At 44.3% G+C, this 19906-nt stretch carries 12 protein-coding genes; 6 read left to right on the top strand and 6 right to left on the bottom strand.

What is annotated here, in order from left to right:
• Positions 1-101 precede the first annotated feature (101 nt).
• Complete coding sequence (locus tag NO559_RS10220; RefSeq protein WP_258331726.1) at positions 102-1007, bottom strand: LysR family transcriptional regulator; 906 nt, start codon at positions 1005-1007, stop codon at positions 102-104.
• Positions 1008-1147: 140 nt separating this feature from the next.
• Between NO559_RS10220 and NO559_RS10215 the strand changes: the two genes are divergently transcribed.
• From NO559_RS10215 to NO559_RS10205, 3 genes are all read left to right on the top strand, one after another.
• Positions 1148-2302 (top strand): aromatic ring-hydroxylating dioxygenase subunit alpha, encoded by a 1155-nt coding sequence (locus tag NO559_RS10215; RefSeq protein WP_258331725.1) that lies wholly within the window; start codon positions 1148-1150, stop codon positions 2300-2302.
• A 75-nt stretch (positions 2303-2377) separates the two neighbouring features.
• Positions 2378-3577: an MFS transporter gene (locus tag NO559_RS10210; protein ID WP_258331724.1), complete on the top strand. Its 1200-nt coding sequence runs from the start codon at positions 2378-2380 to the stop codon at positions 3575-3577.
• Between the two features lie 39 nt (positions 3578-3616).
• On the top strand, positions 3617-5008 hold the full coding sequence (locus tag NO559_RS10205) for an aminotransferase (RefSeq protein WP_258331723.1): 1392 nt from the start codon (positions 3617-3619) through the stop codon (positions 5006-5008).
• A gap of 118 nt (positions 5009-5126) precedes the next feature.
• Here the strand turns inward: NO559_RS10205 and NO559_RS10200 are convergent, their stop codons facing one another.
• A complete protein-coding gene (locus NO559_RS10200; protein ID WP_258331722.1) occupies positions 5127-5447 on the bottom strand; it encodes a 2Fe-2S iron-sulfur cluster-binding protein in 321 nt (106 codons plus the stop codon).
• Positions 5448-5772: 325 nt separating this feature from the next.
• Between NO559_RS10200 and NO559_RS10195 the strand changes: the two genes are divergently transcribed.
• A complete protein-coding gene (locus NO559_RS10195) occupies positions 5773-7002 on the top strand; it encodes an NAD(P)/FAD-dependent oxidoreductase (protein WP_258331721.1) in 1230 nt (409 codons plus the stop codon).
• A 251-nt stretch (positions 7003-7253) separates the two neighbouring features.
• Here the strand turns inward: NO559_RS10195 and NO559_RS10190 are convergent, their stop codons facing one another.
• Both NO559_RS10190 and NO559_RS10185 read right to left on the bottom strand, forming a co-directional pair.
• Positions 7254-9635: a TonB-dependent receptor gene (locus tag NO559_RS10190; protein WP_258331720.1), complete on the bottom strand. Its 2382-nt coding sequence runs from the start codon at positions 9633-9635 to the stop codon at positions 7254-7256.
• A gap of 332 nt (positions 9636-9967) precedes the next feature.
• Positions 9968-12361 carry a TonB-dependent receptor gene (locus NO559_RS10185; RefSeq protein WP_258331719.1) on the bottom strand — a complete coding sequence of 798 codons (2394 nt, stop codon included), beginning with the start codon at positions 12359-12361 and terminating at the stop codon, positions 9968-9970.
• 283 nt (positions 12362-12644) lie between these two features.
• Between NO559_RS10185 and NO559_RS10180 the strand changes: the two genes are divergently transcribed.
• Entirely contained in the window at positions 12645-14213 is a 1569-nt protein-coding gene (locus tag NO559_RS10180) for a tetratricopeptide repeat-containing sulfotransferase family protein (RefSeq protein ID WP_258331718.1), read from the top strand.
• Positions 14214-14304: 91 nt separating this feature from the next.
• Here the strand turns inward: NO559_RS10180 and NO559_RS10175 are convergent, their stop codons facing one another.
• Positions 14305-15708: an aminotransferase gene (locus NO559_RS10175; protein ID WP_258331717.1), complete on the bottom strand. Its 1404-nt coding sequence runs from the start codon at positions 15706-15708 to the stop codon at positions 14305-14307.
• A gap of 214 nt (positions 15709-15922) precedes the next feature.
• Here NO559_RS10175 and NO559_RS10170 point away from each other — a divergent pair, with 214 nt between their 5' ends.
• The gene (locus tag NO559_RS10170; RefSeq protein WP_258331716.1) at positions 15923-16819 is read left to right on the top strand and encodes a LysR family transcriptional regulator; all 897 of its coding nucleotides are present in this window, start codon (positions 15923-15925) and stop codon (positions 16817-16819) included.
• A 2-nt stretch (positions 16820-16821) separates the two neighbouring features.
• Here NO559_RS10170 and NO559_RS10165 read toward each other — a convergent pair whose 3' ends face one another.
• Positions 16822-19839 (bottom strand): EAL domain-containing protein, encoded by a 3018-nt coding sequence (locus tag NO559_RS10165; RefSeq protein ID WP_258331715.1) that lies wholly within the window; start codon positions 19837-19839, stop codon positions 16822-16824.
• Between the last annotated feature and the right edge of the window lie 67 nt (positions 19840-19906).

Here is a 19906-nt window from a genome sequence, read left to right as displayed (position 1 = left end):
TATCAATACGATAGAATAGCGATTGAGCAAAGATGCTGCCCAACCCTCTATATACCAAGACTATTTTACTTATTCTTAATTTAGCGGCATGTTTAAACAACTCACCCCTGCAGTGCTAGCAAGTCAGAACAAATTTCCTTAAACGCCTCGGCCTTACGAGATAATCGCAAGCCCTCTACAGCTGCCAACACCACCGCAATATCAGCACAGGGGTTTTGTAATGCAACACATGCAACCTCCCCCTCGCCATAATAGGTTGTGGCATGCTGGGGACGCATAGCCAGAACAGAATAGCCTTGCTCCGCCGCCACCATAGAGCGCACCAACTCATAACTACCCGTACGCATAAAAATATTAGGGATAATATCGGCAGCATCAAAGATAGATAAAAAGTACTCTCGGCTTAATGGCAAATCTAACAGAATATAGGGCATGTCCTTCAGCTCACTTAGCTTTACTTTTTCATTTTGAGCCAGGGTATGATTTGCAGGAAGCACAACATAGGGCGGCGCTACCTTCTTAACTTTAATATCCAGGCTGGGGTTTAAAGCCAGGTCATACATAAGCGCCAGCTCTATATCGCCGTTCATCAGTGCCGCTTGCAACTGCTCAGCATTACCCTCTAGCACTTTCAAACTAACCTTGGGGTACTGCTCTTTTAAAGCTTTCATTAAACCCGGCAGAAGAAAAGGAGCCAAAGTAACAAAACAACCAATAGAGAGCTCTCCACTTAACGCCTGCCCCAAATCACGCACTTGATTTTCAACATCCTCAGCATAACTCAGTAATGCTTTCGCCTTTACGGCAAGATCTTTACCGGCCTCGGTTAGTGATACCCCTTTAGCATGAGAACGAATCAATAGCTGAACATCCAGATAATCTTCCAACTGTTTGATTGCATTCGATATTGCTGGCTGGGAGATATATAAGTTCTGGCTAGCCTTAGTGACATTGCCCACTTCTACCACCGCCAAAAAATAGCGTAATTGCTTTAAGTTCATAGTCATAATTAAAATTTATCGCAGGACTGATTATTTAATATTATACAAATGACTGGGCAGTCAGCAAACTAAGTTTTCAATACATCACCAACCATAAGCCAAACAACAGGGCTTATAGAGTAACGACGATAAAGGTGTCGATGACAATGAAAACTAGCAGTGCAGCCAACAAACCACTACAGCAACTACTTGATGAGATTAGTGAAAACGCCAATAAAAATATCCAGAAAGCCCACTCTCTTTCCCCTCAAGCGTATACCTCACAGGCCTTTAATCAGCTGGAGCTTGAAAAGATATTTCGAACAGACTGGATATGCATAGGCCGCAGCTGCGAGCTACCCGAAGCTGGCGACTATCTAACCTCCGAGATCGCAGAGCAACCCATTTACACCATACGTAACGCTGATAATGAAATTCGCAGTTACTCCAATGTTTGCCTGCATAGACTGATGGTATTGCTGGAAGGCAAAGGCAAACAAACCCGGCCCATTGTATGCCCCTATCACGCCTGGACTTATCAAACCGATGGCCAGTTAGTGCGCGGCCCAGAAATGCATTGCCGCGAGGGCTTTGACCCCAGCGAACATCGCCTGCCCGAAGTTAGAACTGAACTATGGGAGGGCTGGATATATGTCACCTTGAACGACGATGCCTCAGCCATCAGCGATCAGCTAGAGCCCTTACGTGAAATACTGGCTCCCTACCATATGGAAAACTATGTACAAATAACACAGTCCGACAGCACCTGGGATACTAACTGGAAATGCCTGGCCGAAAACTTTATGGAAAGCTACCACCTACCCAGAGCGCATAGGGGAACAATAGGGCCTATATCGCCTCTGGCAGATATGGAAATGACCCCAGGCACAGAGCATTTTAATTATCACCTGATCAGAAAAAAAGAAGGCGTTGCCGGCATAGCCCATCCCGACAATACAGCCTTAACAGGCCAGTGGCGCAACACTACCGTTCTCGCCAGCATTTATCCATCACATTTAATTGCTGTAGCCCCCGATTATTTTTGGTACCTATCGCTACAACCCAAAGGCGTAGACAAAGTACAAGTGCGCTATGGAGTTAGCATTGCCCCTGAAGTTTTAGCCGAAAAAACCGAAGAAGATAAAAAAGACTTTATAGAAAAAACTATTAGCTTTTTCAACTCTGTCAATGAGGAAGACAAACTTGTTGTAGAAGGTATTTTTAGGGGAGCCAAGGGTATGCTATCTGGCGGCGGGCCTTTATGCAGACTGGAAGAGTCTAACCTGGAGTTTTATCAATATTTAGCAAGAAAGCTAAATTAAAAATGCCTGATTAAAAACAGAAATACCGTCTATCGACAACTGGCGATAGACGGTATAAAAACCAAGGTCTGTCACATGAACTACAAAAACACAGCTGATCTTAATAGCAAAATATCCATATTAGTAATAACCACATTATGCTCCATACCCTTTGTAATCATTATTATGGTTCCCGTACTGGTTTCTGGCATTGTTGAATCTTACAACGTCAGTCCGCAAAAGGCAGGATTTATTGCCAGTGCTGATATGGCCGGTTACACCTTGGGTACATTCTTATCTTTTTTAATAATGAGAAAGCTTTCATGGCGTTCTTTATGTACAAAGGCCCTATTATTAATGGCCTTAGCTAATGGTTTGTCTATTATTTGTAACGACTATTATCTGATAATGGCTGCCAGATTACTTTCTGGCTTAGGGGCTGGCACTGTCACTGCAATACTGCTAGCCACTATAGGAAAAATGCATGATTCTGATTCAGCTTATGGCTGGTGGCTAGTCGCACAAAGCATTATTTCTGGGATGTGTTTCTATTTATTCCCAAGTATTAACCAGCACTACGGCATCGACGGCATTTTTCTATTGTTTAGCCTTTTATGTATCACAGGTTTATTATTTATGGGTTACGTGCCCAGCAACAGATCACAGCAAGCAACACCACACGCACCGTCAAAAAAAGCAGGCAACTATAAAATCGCAGCCTGGGGCATGCTGGCACTCTTTTTATTTGAATGCGGCCTGATGGCCCCCTACACCTATGCAGAGCTATTAGGCCGAGCAGGCGGGCTAAGCATTGATAAAACCAGCTTAAGCCTATCACTATCCATGATAGGTGGAATATTAGGTGGGCTAATTGCTGCCAAATTAAGCACTAGATACGGCCGCATGCTTCCCATTTTATTGGGTAATGCTGTACTAATAATCTCTTTGCTAATGCTTAAACTGGAGCAACAAACTTTTTACAACTATGCCACTGCCATATTTTTATTATTTGGTGTATGGAACTGCGTACTACCCTATCTTTTAGGCATACTGTCAGACTCAGACCCCAGCGGCAGCTCTCTAGCCTTAGGCAATGGTGCAATAGGAATAGCTTTAGTAACTGGGCCTTTTATAGCCGCCCTGCTCGTTGGTAATAATGTCAACCAACAATTAACTAGCCAATCTTATCACCCCGTATTGTTTTTTGGCATGGCGCTACTGACCGCCGCAACGATTTGCATTTCGCCAGCGCTATACCAATTCAAAAAAATCTACCAATCACCTTTAGTTAGATAGCAACAATAATCACTACCGATAATTATGGAGCCTGTTTTAATGACTCAACTTAAATATAACACGGAAGCTTTACGCAAAAAGGATAAAGACCACTTTATACATCCATTTACTGATTTCTCAACCTTTAACAAGGAAGGGTCGTTAGTTATGGCTGACTCTGAAGATATCTACGTTAGAGATTCTGATGGGAAAAAGTATATAGATGGAATTGGCGGGCTATGGTGCGTTAATGTTGACTACGGCCGTAAAGAAATCGCTCAAGCAATGGCCGACCAGGCACTAGAACTTTGTTTTTATACCCCTTTTGGTCATGTTACAACCCCGCCAGCAGCAGAGCTTGCTGCCAAGCTTGCCGAATTAGCGCCCGACACTCTCAATCATGTTTTTTATGGCTGCGGAGGCTCAGTCGCCAATGACACCGCTGTGCGCATTGCTCACTTTTACTTTAACCAGCTAGGTAAAACATCGAAGAAAAAAATCATATCACGCATAGATGGCTATCATGGTAGCACCTATATGACAATGTCTATTACCGGCGTCAAATTTGATCACATAGGCTTTGACCAACACGAAGACTTAGTGCATAACATTTCTTGCCCCAACCCCTACCGACGACCAGAAGGTATGAGCACCGAAGCTTTCTGCGATCATTTAGTACAAGAGCTAGAGGACAAAATATTAGAATTGGGGCCTGATAACGTGGCATTATTTTTTGCCGAACCTATATTAGGCGCTGGCGGTGTTATTGTGCCGCCACAGGGTTATCATAAACGTACTTTAGATGTCTGCCGAAAATATGATGTTCTTTATGTTTCGGATGAAGTGGTTACAGCTTTTGGTCGGCTGGGTCATTTTTTCGCCTCAGAGGATGAATTTGGCATAGTGCCAGACATGATTACCTGTGCTAAAGGGCTAACTTCTGGCTATGCCGCGTTAGGAGCAACGATTCTTTCCGATAAAATTTATGATGTTATTAGCGTACCTCAAGCAGAAGGCTCACTTTTCACTCATGGATTCACCTACTCCGGTCATCCGGTATCTTGTGCTGCAGCACTAAAAAACATCGAGATTTTAGAAAAAGAAAGCATCTGTCAACATGCAAAAAATGCCGGCGACTACTTTGAAGAAGAGCTGAAATCCTTAGCTAGCCTACCCATCATTGGCGATGTACGAGGAAAGCGCTTTATGATTTGTCTTGAAAGCGTTGCCAACAAAGAAACTAAAGAGCTATTTCCTCCGAAAGCAGCTGTTGGCGATAGAATTTCAAAGCGCTGCCAAAAAAGAGGGCTAATTGTTCGACCTCTCGCACACATGAACGTATTATCTCCTCCGCTCACCATGAGCAAAACTCAAATAGATGTACTAGTCTCTATTTTAAGAGAAAGTATTATTGAAACCACTCACGACCTAAAAGAAGAGGGCTACCTATAATACTATCCCCCCTCGCTCTATTAACAACCTCAAACATAGAGGCCGTTAATAGAGCGAGCCACCAAACTACAAGTTTATATAAACACAGAAAGCGGCTATATTCTTATCCATACCCCCCCTAATATTGGGATTCAGGAATATAAATTATTAGCCCATCCATATCTTCTGTTACTTTTATTTGACAGCTTAGCCGACTCCCACTCCTAACACAGCCAACCATTTCTAAAGTTTCTTTCTCTATCTCATTTGCATCAGCGACTTTCTCCAACCACTCTTCGCCCACATAGCAATGGCAAGTTGCACATGCACCAGCACCACCACATTCAGCAACTATCCCCTCTATCATATTCGACACAGCTCCTTGCATAACTGTATTTCCAGCAGGAATATCAACATCACACTCAAAACCATCATGCTGAACATATTTAACAGCAACCATAATTAGCACCTTAAGCATTTATAATAAAAACAAGAAAATTCAGCATCTAAAAAGCCACATAGCTTTTCACTAAAAAACATTAACAACCATAAAATCATTCTGCTTTTAATAGAGATGACTGAAGAAAGGAAATTATCAATAGATAACACAGGACTGTAAAATATTATTATCTTTTTATTGCAATAATAACTCTTTATCAACAGGCAACACATAAAGATAAAGAAAAGTTATTACACAACATTTATTTTAATATTATACAAACCCAAAAACATAAAACACAATACAAATAACCAATCAAAAAACCAACTTCAACAAAGAGAACAACATGCTTAAAACATGCATTATTATAGGAGGAAGCCACACCGCATCTCAGCTAGCCTCCAGTCTTATACAAGAGGGATGGGAAGGCAACATCACTATAGTCAGCAACGAATCACACCCACCTTATCACCGCCCGCCTCTTTCTAAAGACTTTCTTTTAGGAAAGAAATCACCTAAAGACATACTGATAAGACCAGATGAATTTTATAAAAAAAATAATATTGAAGTAAGACTAAACTCAACCGTAAAAGCCATTGACAGAAAAAACAAGACGGTGACACTAGAAAACGAAGAAAAACTTTCTTATAACAAGCTAGCCATTTGCACTGGCTCAAGAGCTAGAAAATTTAACATCCCTGGATCTAAGCTAAAAGGCGTCGCCTATCTTCGCTCCATTGATGACGTCAACGTAATTAAAAACTCTATTGACCAATATCATAAAGCCATTATTGTAGGTGGCGGCTATATAGGTTTAGAAACTGCCGCCATGCTAAAAAGCATAGGCCTTGATGTTACCGTATTAGAAATGGCTCCGCGCATACTCGCTCGCGTTGCCGCCCCAGCGCTATCTGAGTTTTACACCCGCATTCATGAAGAACAAGGCGTAAGCATTAAAACAGGCGTTACTGTTTCTGCTTTAACAGGAATTGACAGAGTCAACAAGGTTATCTGCGAAGACGGCCGCGTATATGACGCAGATCTTGTTATTATTGGCATTGGAGTAACTCCTAACATAGAGCTAGCCAACGAGGTGGGCCTGGAGATAATGAATGGGATAGTTGTTAACCAGCACTGCCAAACCATAGACCCAGATGTGTTTTCTGCTGGTGACTGCGCCAACTACTTTAATCCTTTTTATCAACAGTACACACGCTTAGAGTCAGTAGCGAATGCTAATGAGCAAGCCAAAACAGCTGCATCAAGCATATGTAATAACCGCAATATTCATAATACCGCCCCCTGGTTTTGGTCAGATCAATATGACTTAAAACTTCAGATGGTTGGCCTTAATCAAAACCATGATGAAATGGTGTTACGCGGAAACCCAAATACCAATCGCAGCTTTTCAGCCTTTTATCTGAAAGAGGGAAAAGTTATTGCCGCAGACTGCGTTAACAGGCCTCAAGAATTTATGCTTGCCAAGCAAATAATCAATAAGAATCTTTCTATCCCGCCAAAACTACTTGCCGATGAAACCATTACACCGAAACAACTAATGGACTTTGCGGAATAAGCTTCCCCCCCCCAGTCGGTTATCAGCACCGGCTGGCCACCCCCTCTCAATCTGACTAACGAAATATTGCTCTTATATACCACATTAACTGCCCCCTCGGGGCAAGAGAAAGCCTTTCCCAGGCCAATAGGTGAGCTGCTCATAGGATGATACTTATTTACCACATTTTGCTGCCCATAAAAAAAACCGAGCCGGCTCTGAGTCTTAGCGGGCTCGGTTAACGGGCAACAATACTGAGGCACTAATGTCGCTTATTGACCAAACTGATAATTAACACTTAGGCCTATGTAACGAGGCGCACCGGGCTTAACTTGTTTGGTACCCAAAAAGTCCAGCTGAAAGCCCGAGCCATAGTACTCTTTATCCGTTAGGTTTTTGGCAAACAAAGCGGTAGTCCAGCGGCTATCGGCCGAGCGGTAGGACACCCGCGCGCCCCACAGGGCGTAGGCATCTTCTTCTAAAAACTTCTCATTAGTAGGCTGGAAATAGGTTTTGCTCTGCCAGGACACATCGGTTTGCAAGGCCACTATGGCCCCGCTATCCAGCTCTATGTCGTAACGCACCAAGCCTGAAAACTGCGATTTTGGTGTCAATGAAATTTGATTACCCGAGTTATCGGGCTCAAATTTATCGTATTCAGCATCCAACCAACCGGCATTAAATTGTAAATACCAGGCATCATTAGGTGTTGCTATCACCTCAATCTCCATACCGGGCATTTTAGTTTCACCGGCATTAGTCAGCGAGGTGGTATTACCGCCACCCGCCGCCGCGCCAGGTACGGGGATTAGGTTGGTGTTTTGCTGGTCGGTGTATTCGTAATAAAACACCGCGCCATTAACGCGCAAGGCACCGTCCATAAAGTCGCCTTTAAATCCTATTTCTATAGCATCCAATAATTCAGGATCTACCGGCTCCAGCTTGGCATTAAAAGCATCTACCGAACTTTGACAGCGAGTAGAGCCTGCTGCGGTTGGGTTGATGGGGTCGCCAGCACTACAGCCATTAACACCTGCGGGTACATATTCATCCATAAAAGCCGCACCATTAACATCGCCGCCCTTAAAGCCTCTAGCTATAGAAGCGTAGATTAAGTGCCCCTCTTCGGTGTTGTAATCCACCGAAATACGGCCGGTAATTTCGTCCCAATCTTTGGCGGTAGGCGTGCCCACGGTCACACCGTGAGACTCGTCTATACCACCGGCAGCACGGGCATCGGCCAATGAAAAGATAGGGCCATCGCCCTCGTTACCGGGGTTGTTAATAAAGGGTAAAAAGCCATTGTATTTATGTACTTCTTTTTCTTCATAGCTCCAACGCAAGCCTATGGTCGCCCCCCAGGTTTCATTAAAGTCATAATCGTACTGGCCAAACAGGGCATAGCTGGTGGTTTCTATTTCATGCTCGTTACCTTCGCCGGTGCCAAAGATAGGGTTAGTCCACAGTTGCGCACCATGTACTTTTTCGTTGTAGTAATAGGTACCCAAGTGCCACATGGCGGTATCACTTTGGTTAGCTATACCCAGCTCTTGGCTATACCAACGAAAATCATCGGCGTAGTAATCATTCTCTAAACCAAAGGGGCCGTCATCGGTGTCATCATAGCGGCGCAGCGAGGCTTCATCGTAGGAAGAGGCCGAATAAAGCGACATGTCGTAATTGATTTCATAATCTATACGTACCAATAACCCTTCGGTATCCACATGCTCAAAGTCATCGGCTTTTTGAGTTTTGAAAATATCACTGTCTTCCACAAAGCCGGTATAAATATCACTACAGCCCGTGCGGCCCACACCGGGGTTAGCACAGGGCTGGGAGGGATCGGCGGCATCTTGCAGGCTCAATTGTTTAAAGGGCGCGGTATCGGGCTCGGCCTTACCGTAGTGGTAATTCGTTAATATGGTTAGGCCCTCGTTATTATCAAATAGCAACTGAGCGCGGGCGGCAAAATCATCTATCTGGCCCGCCTCGCCATTGCTTTCAGGGTTGATATTATCGAAAGGGCCATCACTGGTGGCGCGCAGCACCGATACGCGACCAGCAAACTGATCACCCATACTAAAACCAAAAGCACCTTCAAAGTTTTTGGTGTCGTGGCTGCCGACTTCTACATTGATATAACCTGAAGGCTCTTGACCTATCTCAGGCTTAACAGAGATAAAATTAATTAAACCACCGGTAGAGTTACGGCCATATAAAGTACCTTGCGGGCCTTTTAACACCTCTACCCGCTCTACATCAAAGGTGGCAAAACCTTGCGCAATATTAGGGCCTATAAACACACCGTCTTGATAAATGGCGATGGGGCCGTTGTTAATAGGGGCAAAATTATTGGTGCCTATGCCGCGCATATAGGGCTGCGGCGAGGCGCGGCCAAACTCGGTATGCCAAGTAAAGTTGGGCGTATATAAGGCGATGTCGCCTGCCTCACTCACCCCTAAGCTGGTCATCATATCGCCGGAAATGGCGGTAACGGCTATGGGTACATCTTGCGCTGTTTCGGCCTGTTTACGGGCAGAAACGATTAACTCTTCTAGCGCTAATGAATGGGCCAGTGGTGCCAATAGCGCCTGCGCGCCTAGGCCCACGGCAACGGCTAGCGGTAATTTTTTATTGAGTACTTTATTTATCATATCCCCACCCTTTTAATTATTATGCAGTGGCTTATAGCGATACCTTAGGAAAGCTTTAACGCTAAGGAATGCGCTTAACCCATGTGTACTACCTGAGAGTGCATGAGATGGGGGGATAGTTAAAATACAAAATAGATAGGTATAAGATAACTTAAATTTATCTTAATATTGACCGCTATTGCTAGCGGCTGTGAACATGAGTAGCCGCTCAAACACCAGCTATCACTTATAAAAAAAGGGGCTAGGGTTGACGCCCTCACAGCAACTACCCTAACCCAAACACCTTACTCTTTATTGTCGACTATCTAATCAGCTAATACGGCTGCTCAGTATTAGCCCCCAAATTTATAGTCCACACTTAAACCTATATAGCGAGGAGCGCCGGGTTTAAGAGCAAGGTAGCCCAGTGAGCTAACATCAAAGCCAGAACCGAAGTACTCTTTATCACCCAGGTTTTTGGCAAACAGCGCTGTAGTCCAGCGATCATCCGAAGAGGTATAAGAGAAACGCGCACCCCACAGGGCATAAGCGTCTTGCTCTAAGTGCTCTTTATTAGTGGGCTGGAAGTAGGTTTTGCTCTGCCATGACACATCGGTTTGCACAGCAATTATGGCACCGCTCTCCAGATTAAAGTCATAGCGCACCAAACCAGAGAACTGTGTTTTAGGCGTTAATGAAATCTGGTTGCCGGTGTTGTCGCCAAAATCATCGTATTCGGCATCTAACCAACCACCGTTAAACTGCAAGTACCAATTCTCTGTGGGAGTGGCGATAATTTCAAATTCCAGGCCGGGCATCTCGGTGCTGGCCGCATTAGCCAATACCGTGGTGCTGCCCTGAGGCCCCGTTACGCCAGGTACCTGAAACAGTATGGTGTTTTGCTGATCTTGATAATCGTAGTAAAACACCGCACCGTTAACACGCAGGTTGCCATCTAAGAAATCACCTTTAAAACCGATTTCAAAGGCATCCAATAGCTCCGGGTCTACCGGCTCTAGCTTGGCTTGGAAAGCCGCTACCGAATCGGCACAGCGGGTAGAACCTGCCGCCAACTCACAGCCGGGGTTAAGACCATTATCGCCAGCTGTAGTGGGAATATAATCATCTAAGAAGGCCGCGCCATTTACATCGCCACCTTTAAAGCCGCGCGATAGCGAAATATAAACCAGGTTGTCGTTATCGGTGCGGTAATCAAACGAGATACGGCCGGTAATTTCGTCCCAGTCTTTGGCGCGCGGGGTACCTACAGTAATACCGTAAGACTCATCTATGCCACCAGCGGCTCTAGCTTCAGCTAAAGAATATAAAACACCGTCACCGTAGTTACCGGGGTTGCTAATTAACGGCATAAAGCCATTGTATTTTTTGATGTCTTTTTCTTCGTAAGTCCAACGCAGGCCACCGGTAAAGCTCCAGCGCTCGCTTAGGTCGGTACCGTACTGGCCAAAAAAGGCATAGCTGGTAGTTTCAATCTCGTGCTCATTACCTTCACCGGCACCAAAAATGGGGTTGGTCCAAATTTGAGTACCTTCGGCGGTTTCGTGGTAATAGTAAGCACCGGCATGCCAAATGCTCTCATCAGTGTTGCTGGATAAACGCAACTCTTGGCTGTACCAAGTAAAATCATCAGCGTAGTAATCGTTCTCTAAGCCTATAGCACCATCATCAACATCATCAAAGCGACGCAGCTCGGCCTCGTCATAAGAGGTGATAGAGTGCAGCGATTTTTCACCATCGATATCGTAATCAACGTTAACAAATATACCTACCGTTTTAACTTCTTCAGAGTCATCAGCCTTAGAAGTTTTGTACAGGTCTTTGTTGTCTACAAAGCCGGTGTACAAATCCGTACAACCGCTACCCAGTCCGGGATTGGCGCAGGGATCTTCAAAAGAATAGGTAGCCGGGTTATAGCTGTTAGGGTCTTGCAGGCCTACATTTTTAAACGGCGCAGTATCGGGGTCAGCCTTACCGTAATGCACATTGGTTAATATGCTCAAGCCATCGGCCGCATCAACCAATAACTGGGCACGCAGCGCTATATCATCGACTATGCCAGCATCGCCGCTGCTTTCAGGGTTAATGTTTTTCGTGTAACCGTCATTTTCAGCACGTAAAAACGAGACACGGCCAGCAGCAGAATCGCCCAAGTCAAAACCAACCGCACCCTCAATATTGCGGGTGTTATGGCTACCTATCTCGGCGTTAACATAACCGGTGACACCCGCGCCTATCTCTGGTTTCACGGAAATAAAATTAATTAAACCACCAGTAGAGTTACGGCCATATAACGTGCCCTGCGGGCCTTTTAGCACCTCTACACGCTCTACATCAAAGGTAGCAAAACCCTGCGCCACATTGGGGCCTATAAACACGTTATCTTGATAAATAGCGATAGGGCCGTTGTTAATAGGGGAGAAGTTATTGGTACCTATGCCGCGCATATAAGGCTGTGGTGAAGCGCGGCCAAACTCGGTATGCCAAGTAAAGTTAGGGGTAAACAAAGCTATATCGCCGGACTCAGAAACCCCTAAGTCGGTCATTAAGTCGCCAGAGAAAGCGCTAATCGCAATAGGCACATCTTGCGCTGACTCAGTTTGTTTACGGGCAGTAACCGCCACTTCTTCCATTTGCAAGGCATGAGCCAGCGGCGTTATCGCGGCTTGTGCTGCAACGGCCATAGAAACTGCCAGCGACAGTTTTTTTAAATTCACTGTATTTTTCATTATCTATCCCACATTATTTTTTATTTATAACTCTTGTCATAAAAGATGATTACAGCTTTTATAAAACACCTTTAACACGATGCAAAACAAACCTAAAAGTAAACTGCACCTTGCTTTGCAATCATTTCAGACTACGGATGGATAACGATTATTTAAAATACTATTTTATTTAAGACTAGATACATTAAACTTATGTATGCATCTTTTTACATAACAGCGGCTTGTCAGAAAAGCTTAGAGTGTGTTTATACTGCGGCATAGCCCCTAACAAAAAGATCAGAGCATGAGTGATGTATTAAAGCTAATTGATAATGGCGAACTAGAAGCTGCCTTGTCACAGCTGCAAAGCGAGTTACAAAAACACCCCAGGCATGCCCCCAGCTGGTTTTTAACCGCTATAGTGTACGAACGCCTTAATAATTTAGGCAAAGCCTATTTCTGCCTAGAGTCAGCGATAAAACTAGCAGCCAATAACAAGCACTACCTAGCCTACCAAGCCAAGCTGCTTAGCCATGGCAATGCCATCGTTAATATTTCATGCCACGCCCTGAGCATGGCTAAAGAAATTGTCGATGATTTAGATATAAACAGCATAAACACCACTGAAACCCTAATACTTATTGCCACCACCTATAGAAAACTCAAAGATTTTAAGCAGGCCTTAGCGTTTTATAGCAAAGCCGCCAGCCTTAGCAGCAAGCATCAAGCCCCTGCCAATATTCACAATGACTTAGGGGTGATATACCAGCTTTATAACCAAAACAAAAAAGCGCTTAAGCATTTAAACCTAGCCATAGAGCATAATCCCCAAGACTATATGGCCTGCTGGCAGCTCAGCCAATTAACGCTAGACACACCAGAACTGACTATTAAACAGTTAGAAAAAAAGCTAAGCGATAATAGCAACAATGCCAATGCACAGATTTACCTACATTACGCCCTAGCTAGAATCAAAGAAAAACAACAGGACTACCGCAGCAGCTTTCAACACTTGCAGCAAGGCAGCCTGGCCTATCAACAACTACACCCTTATGAGGTAGAGGATGACTTAGCTCTTTTTAAACACCTCGCCAGCAGCTATACACAAGCGTTTTTACAGCAGCCCGCAACTAACCACAGCCATCCGGCCCAGCCCATTTTTATTGTAGGCCTGCCTCGCACCGGCACCACCTTGGTAGAACAAATTATCAATGGCAGCCCACAGCTTAGTACTGCTGGCGAGCTACTACACTTTAATCGTTTTTTTGAAGCCGCCTGCAGCCAGCTTAATCCACAACATAGCGGCATAGAGCGCTACCAAAATCTTGCAAATGTGAATCACGCACTACTGGGCAAGCTCTACTTACAAAGCTGCATCCCCCTAGCGGGCAACACCCCTTATTTTATAGACAAATACCCTTTTAACTTTATATTAGTAGGCGCAATTGCCAAGGCCATACCACAGGCCAAGTTTGTGCATATTAGGCGCAACCCTATGGATGCCTGCTTTAGCAACTATAAGCACCTGTTTCGCTTTAACTCGGCCAACTACAGCTATTCACTAACAGACCTAGGGCATTACTACCAAGGCTACAAAGAGCTTACTGACCACTGGCAGCAGTGCCTACCTCAGCGGTTTTATACCCTGCACTATGATGAGTTGGTTAGCGACCCCATTGCCCAAAGCCAAGCGCTAATGCGTTTTTTAAACTTAGACTGGCAGCCACAACTACTGGACTTCCACCAATCCAAACACGCAGTCTCTACCCCCAGTGCGGCACAGGTAAAACAAAAAATTTACCGCAGCAGCCAACAGCACTGGCGACATTACGAAACAGAGCTAGCGCCCTTAGTGAAGTTATTTGAGCAATAAGCACCCGCTAACTCACCAAGCAAAATATTTAAAGCGGTATAAAAAAGGCCCATAAGTGCAACACCTATGGGCCTGACGAACAGAAGCTATACTAGCCTTTCCACAAGCCTTCGCGAATCAACTCATCCTGCACATCGCAAATACCTTTGTGTAGGGTTTCTACGATAGTATCCACCTCTTGCACATTTAAAATTAATGGCGGAGACATAATGTTTTTGTGCGCTAAGGGGCGTATCAACACACCTGCCTCTTCACACTTGGCAGCTATGCGGTTACCAATTTCAGCTTCTGCAGGTAGCAGCTCTTTAGTTTCTTTATTGGCTACGTTTTCTACGCACATCATAAAGTGACTACCGCGAACATCGCCCACTATAGGCAAGCTAGAGATTTTTTCTTTAAGTTGGTTTTCAAAATACTTACCCACTTTTTTAACATGGTTACATAAATCCATGCGTTCCATAATCTCTATATTTTTTAAACCTACTGCACAGCTAACCGGGTGGCCCGAGTAAGTGAAACCATGAGTAAACATAGCGCCCTTAGCCTGCGGCACACTGATAACATCGTAAATTTCATCGGAGATTAAATTAGCCGACAGTGGAATATAACCTGAAGTCAAACCCTTGGCACAGGTGATGATATCAGGCTGAAAACCAAACACGCTTTCAGAGCTAAACATTTCACCTAAGCGGCCAAAAGCGGTAACCACTTCATCCGACACCAAAAATACTTCGTATTTTTTACAGACGTCGGCAATGCGCTTGTGGTAGCCCGCAGGTGGAACTAACACACCACCGGCACCCGCTATAGGCTCAGCAAAGAAAGCCGCTACCCGCTCTGGGCCTATGGCTAAGATTTTTTGCTCTAGCTCGTCTACTAAAAAGTCACAAAACTCAGCTTCGGTCATACCATCTGGGCGGCGGTAAACATTGGGGGCCGATACGCGGTGTACTAAGTCCGGGGCCAAATCAAAACCGATATGGTCGTATTCAACACCCGTTAAGCTCATGGCCAAGTAAGTGCTGCCGTGGTAACCGTCGGTGCGAGTAATGATTTGTTTTTTATCTTTTTTACCTAGGCGGTTAAAGTAAAAATGTATCATACGTACGGCGGTGTCATTAGACATGGAGCCGCCAGTGCCATAAAACACATGGTTTAAATTACTAGGCGCTAGTGATACCAGCTTTTCTGACAACTCTACCGCAGGTGGGGTAGTTAGGTGACCAAAGCTAGAGTAATAGGGGATACGGCGTGTTTGCTCGGCCATGGCCTCGCCCATTTCTTCGTTAGCGTAGCCTATGTTTACACACCAGAGCCCAGCGATACCATCCAGGTACTTATTACCTTCGGTGTCATACACATAGGCACCTTCAGACTCAGCCATAATCAAAGAGCCTTCCTCTTTAAAAGTGGCAAAATCGGTAAAGGGGTGCATATTGTGTTTTAGGTCTTTGGCATGCAGCTCTTGGGTTTGATACTTAGAAAAGTCTTTCACTTGTGTCACCTAATATTGGTTAATCATCATCTATCACCCCTTAGTTCACAGGATGAAATCAAAATCTGTAACCGAGTGTGAATACTGTGACTAAATCTGTAAAATATTTTATTTATCTACCTTAAATAAGTTTTTATTATGCAAATCTGGCTAGCTAAATCCCTTGATAGATAATATTCTTTGATCATATCTGTTCAAGAAATAACTAATTATTATGAAATTTACCCTCAAACAACTACGTTATTTCCTCGCCGTGGCGGAATACGGCAATGTCACGACTGCCAGCGAACACCTGTTTGTATCCCAGCCGGCCATCTCCAATGCCATCAATCAACTGGAAGAATACTTTGGTGTACAGCTACTTATACGCCATCACGCCAAAGGGGTATCGCTAACCCAGGCCGGCAGCGATTTGCTCACTGAAGCCACCCAGCTACTGCGCCATGCGGAAGACGTGCAAACCCATATTAAAGAGCATAGCCAGTCGCTATCGGGGGAGATTAACCTAGGCTGCTTTGTGACTTTAGCCCCGTTATACATACCCAAGCTCATAAACCAGTTTAATGAACTCTACCCCGACGTTAGCTTTGTACTGAATGAAGGCAATATAGAAGAGATCAGCCAATCGCTACTCTCGGGTAAAACCGAGCTGGCCTTTGTGTATGATTTGGGCCTAGGCGATAGAATTAAAATACATGAGCTGGCGCAGCTCACCCCCAAGGTATTACTACCCGCCGACCATGAGCTAGCGAAAAAGAAAAGCTTGAAGTTTAAAGACTTAGAGCACGAAACCATGGTGCTACTCGATTTACCCCATAGCCGAGAGTATTTCCAATCGCTGTTTGATGGCCACGGCTTTAAGCCGCAAATTCGCCACCGCACCGGCAGCTATGAGTTAGTGCGCAGCTTAGTGGGCAATGGCTATGGTTACTCTATAGTGAATTTATCGCCGCAAACCAATATATGCTACGACGGCTCCAGCATCGTCGCTATACCTCTGGCCGAAAATGCCAGGCCCTTATCACTGGTAGTCGCTAGGGCTGCCAATGTGCGCCTACCCAAGCGCTCGGAAGTTTTTCTGGAATTTTGTAAGGAAAACTTTCACGCCTAGCCTTACAAATTGCTGACATTGCCAGGGTTGATACTTAGCTCACCCTCTATGCGGCCTTGTAGCAAGCTATTCATATCATCAACACCGCAGGGGTGAGCATACAAAAAGCCCTGATAATATTCACAGCCGTGCTGGCTTAATATATCTTCCTGCGCCTGTTGCTCTACCCCTTCGGCGATTACATTAAGCTTTAAGCTATGGGCCATATCGATAACTGCTGTGGTTAAATCACAGTCATGCTTATCGGTGTGTATATGCTCAACAAAGGTTTTATCTATTTTTATATTATCTATAGGCAGGCGCTTTAAATAACCCAGCGATGAATAACCCGTACCAAAATCATCTATAGATATAGACACCCCCTGCGCGCGGATATTGTGCAGCACTTCTACGGAGTGTTCTATATCCTGTATCAACATGCTTTCGGTAATTTCTAAAATCAGCGATTCACCCGAGACCTCGGCAGCCAATAAAGCCTCAGCAATTTTCTCTACAAAATTTACCGCATTAAACTGACTGGCCGCCAAATTAACCGACATTTTCAGTTGCGGCTGTAATTGCTGCATTGCTTTTAAATCAGTACAGGCCTTTAGCAATACCCAGGCACCAATATCATTAATAATGCCTATGTCTTCGGCTATAGGGATAAAATCTAAGGGCTGAATTAGGCCCTTGCTAGGATGCTGCCAGCGTATTAAGGCCTCTACCGAGGTAATACGCTGGGTTTTAGAATTAATAATAGGCTGGTAGTGAATAATAAATTCTTTATTGTCTAAAGCCTGCCTCAAGTCATGCTCTAAACCCAAGCGCTCTTTGCTGAATATATCTAAATTTTTGTGGTAAAAATCAAAGGAGTTTCTACCTTTGGTTTTAGCGTTATACATGGCCATGTCAGCCATTTTCATTAACTGCGAGCCTTCCTCACAATTTTCGGGAAACAGGCTAATGCCTATGCTAGTGGTGACGCTAATGGTTTCTTGCCCTATAACTATAGGCGAGCGCACCGCCGCAATAATTTTTTTGGCGGTTTCTATGACTGCATCTCTACCGGCCACATCATTCAGCAATATGGTAAACTCGTCGCCACCTAATCTGGCGACGGTATCGCCCTCACCCACACAAGACTCTAAGCAGCTCGCCACCTCTTTTAATAGTTGATCACCCACCTCATGCCCCAGGGTATCGTTAATTAACTTAAATCTATCCAAGTCTAAAAACAGTACCGCCAACTCTGTTTGATAGCGCTGAGCTGACAATATACTTTGTGATAAACGCTCTTTATAAAGGCGGCGATTAACCAAGCCTGTTAAAGAGTCATAAAAAGCCATGCGCTCCATTTCTTTATGGGCGGCCTTCAACTCGCTAACATCATCACAGACCAACACAAACTCATTAACTGTATCGGCCTTGCTGTTCATAGGCGATAGCGTGGCTAATAACCACCTGCTTTCACCGTCCTTGCTCATTAACTCTAATTCACCGCGCCAGTTTTTCTTTTTAGCAATCGCGTTTAATAGGTGAAAATGTTCAGAAGCAGAGTCTTTAGACACGGCAATATCGCGTAAACTTAACCCTACTAAACTTACACCCTGCCTATCCAACAGCTCCTGCGCCTTGCTATTGCCATAAATCACGGCCAAGGCATCGTTTACCACTACCAATGCCGAAGTTGAGCTTTCTACCGCGCGGGATAGGCGGTACAACTGATGCTCGGCCTGACGACTTTTTTGATTAGCCAAACACTGTGAAATTTGCTCTGTTACTTCGCCAATAAAAGTTTGCTCATCACTATGCCAAGATTTTTGCACATAGGAGTCCACCGTTAACACGCCAACTAACTCACCGCCCTCACGCACACCGGCATCTACTGAGGAAATAATATTTTTATCTATCATTTCTATATGGGCCAATTCAGCATAGCGCGGGTCATCATTAACATTGCTGGCGGTAATAAATCGATCATTTATTAACGCATTTTTATACACGGGCACATCAGCTAATGGCAGGTCATAGCACTGTTTTTTCGGCAATAAACCCTGGCCATTATGATCATAGGCAGATCGCGTAACTAAAACATTGCTTGCTTTATCTATCAAACCTATAGAGACACTGCTTTGCAATAAACGAGATACGTTAATACAAATATAATCAAAGGCCTTATCTATATCGCCAGCCACCACCGCAGGGTGGCGAATAATATCCATGACCAGATGCTGCTGCTTACTGACTCTTTCGCGCTGATCATTTAATTGCTGGCTTAACTCTCGGCTTTTCTTATTTGTAAGCACCCGTGAAACCAAATCGGACAGCTGGGTATGAAAGCTAATTTCATCACCATGCCATTGCCTAGGCTTATTATCTTCATTGGCTATAATTCCAACGATTTCACCTTCAAAAAAAATATTGGTCTCTATGGTAGCTTCTATGCCCCACTTCTCGCGCTCTTCGTCAAACTCATCATCTTCGTAGTTGTTAATCGTGGAGTCTGTAATTACATTGCGCTGGCCATTAAAGCTTTTAAACCACTCAGGGAATTGATCTTTGTTGTAATGATCCTCTGGCTCATGGCTATTTCTACTGAGCACATACTCATCTATAGCCTCTAAAAAATCCCGCTTATCATTTAACAACCACACTCCGGTAAATTCGTTTTGCATGGTTTTGGCTGCAGTTTCACAGATTAGCTCTATGGCATTTTTGAGATCGCCTTGGTTAATAGCATCATGTTTGGATAAAAAACGCATAGCCTCGTTTTGTTTAACAATTCTTTTTTGTAATAGCTCATGATTTTCATTATTACTGGTAGGTAGTTTGCTATGACGTTGCGACTCCAAAAAGCGGCTCATTCTTTTTACTTCATCCTCACTAAGAGAGTCTTTACCCTTCTCAAAGTCTTTAATTTTAACTTCAGCCACATCAATAAACCCAGATAACTCAGCAATGCTTAGGGGCACCGACAAACGTAAAGCACGCAGGGCATGGCTTAAACAATCAACATAGACAGAATCTGATTTCGACATATGGAATGTACTGGAGGTGCTCAATCAATGAGCCACTCTATCCCTATAAAAATGGCTAATAATAGTA

This window comes from Dasania sp. GY-MA-18, assembly GCF_024734385.1.
GTDB lineage: Bacteria > Pseudomonadota > Gammaproteobacteria > Pseudomonadales > Dasaniaceae > Dasania > Dasania phycosphaerae.
Note: the sequence above shows the minus strand (reverse complement) of the source record. Positions and strands in the feature narration are given on the sequence as shown.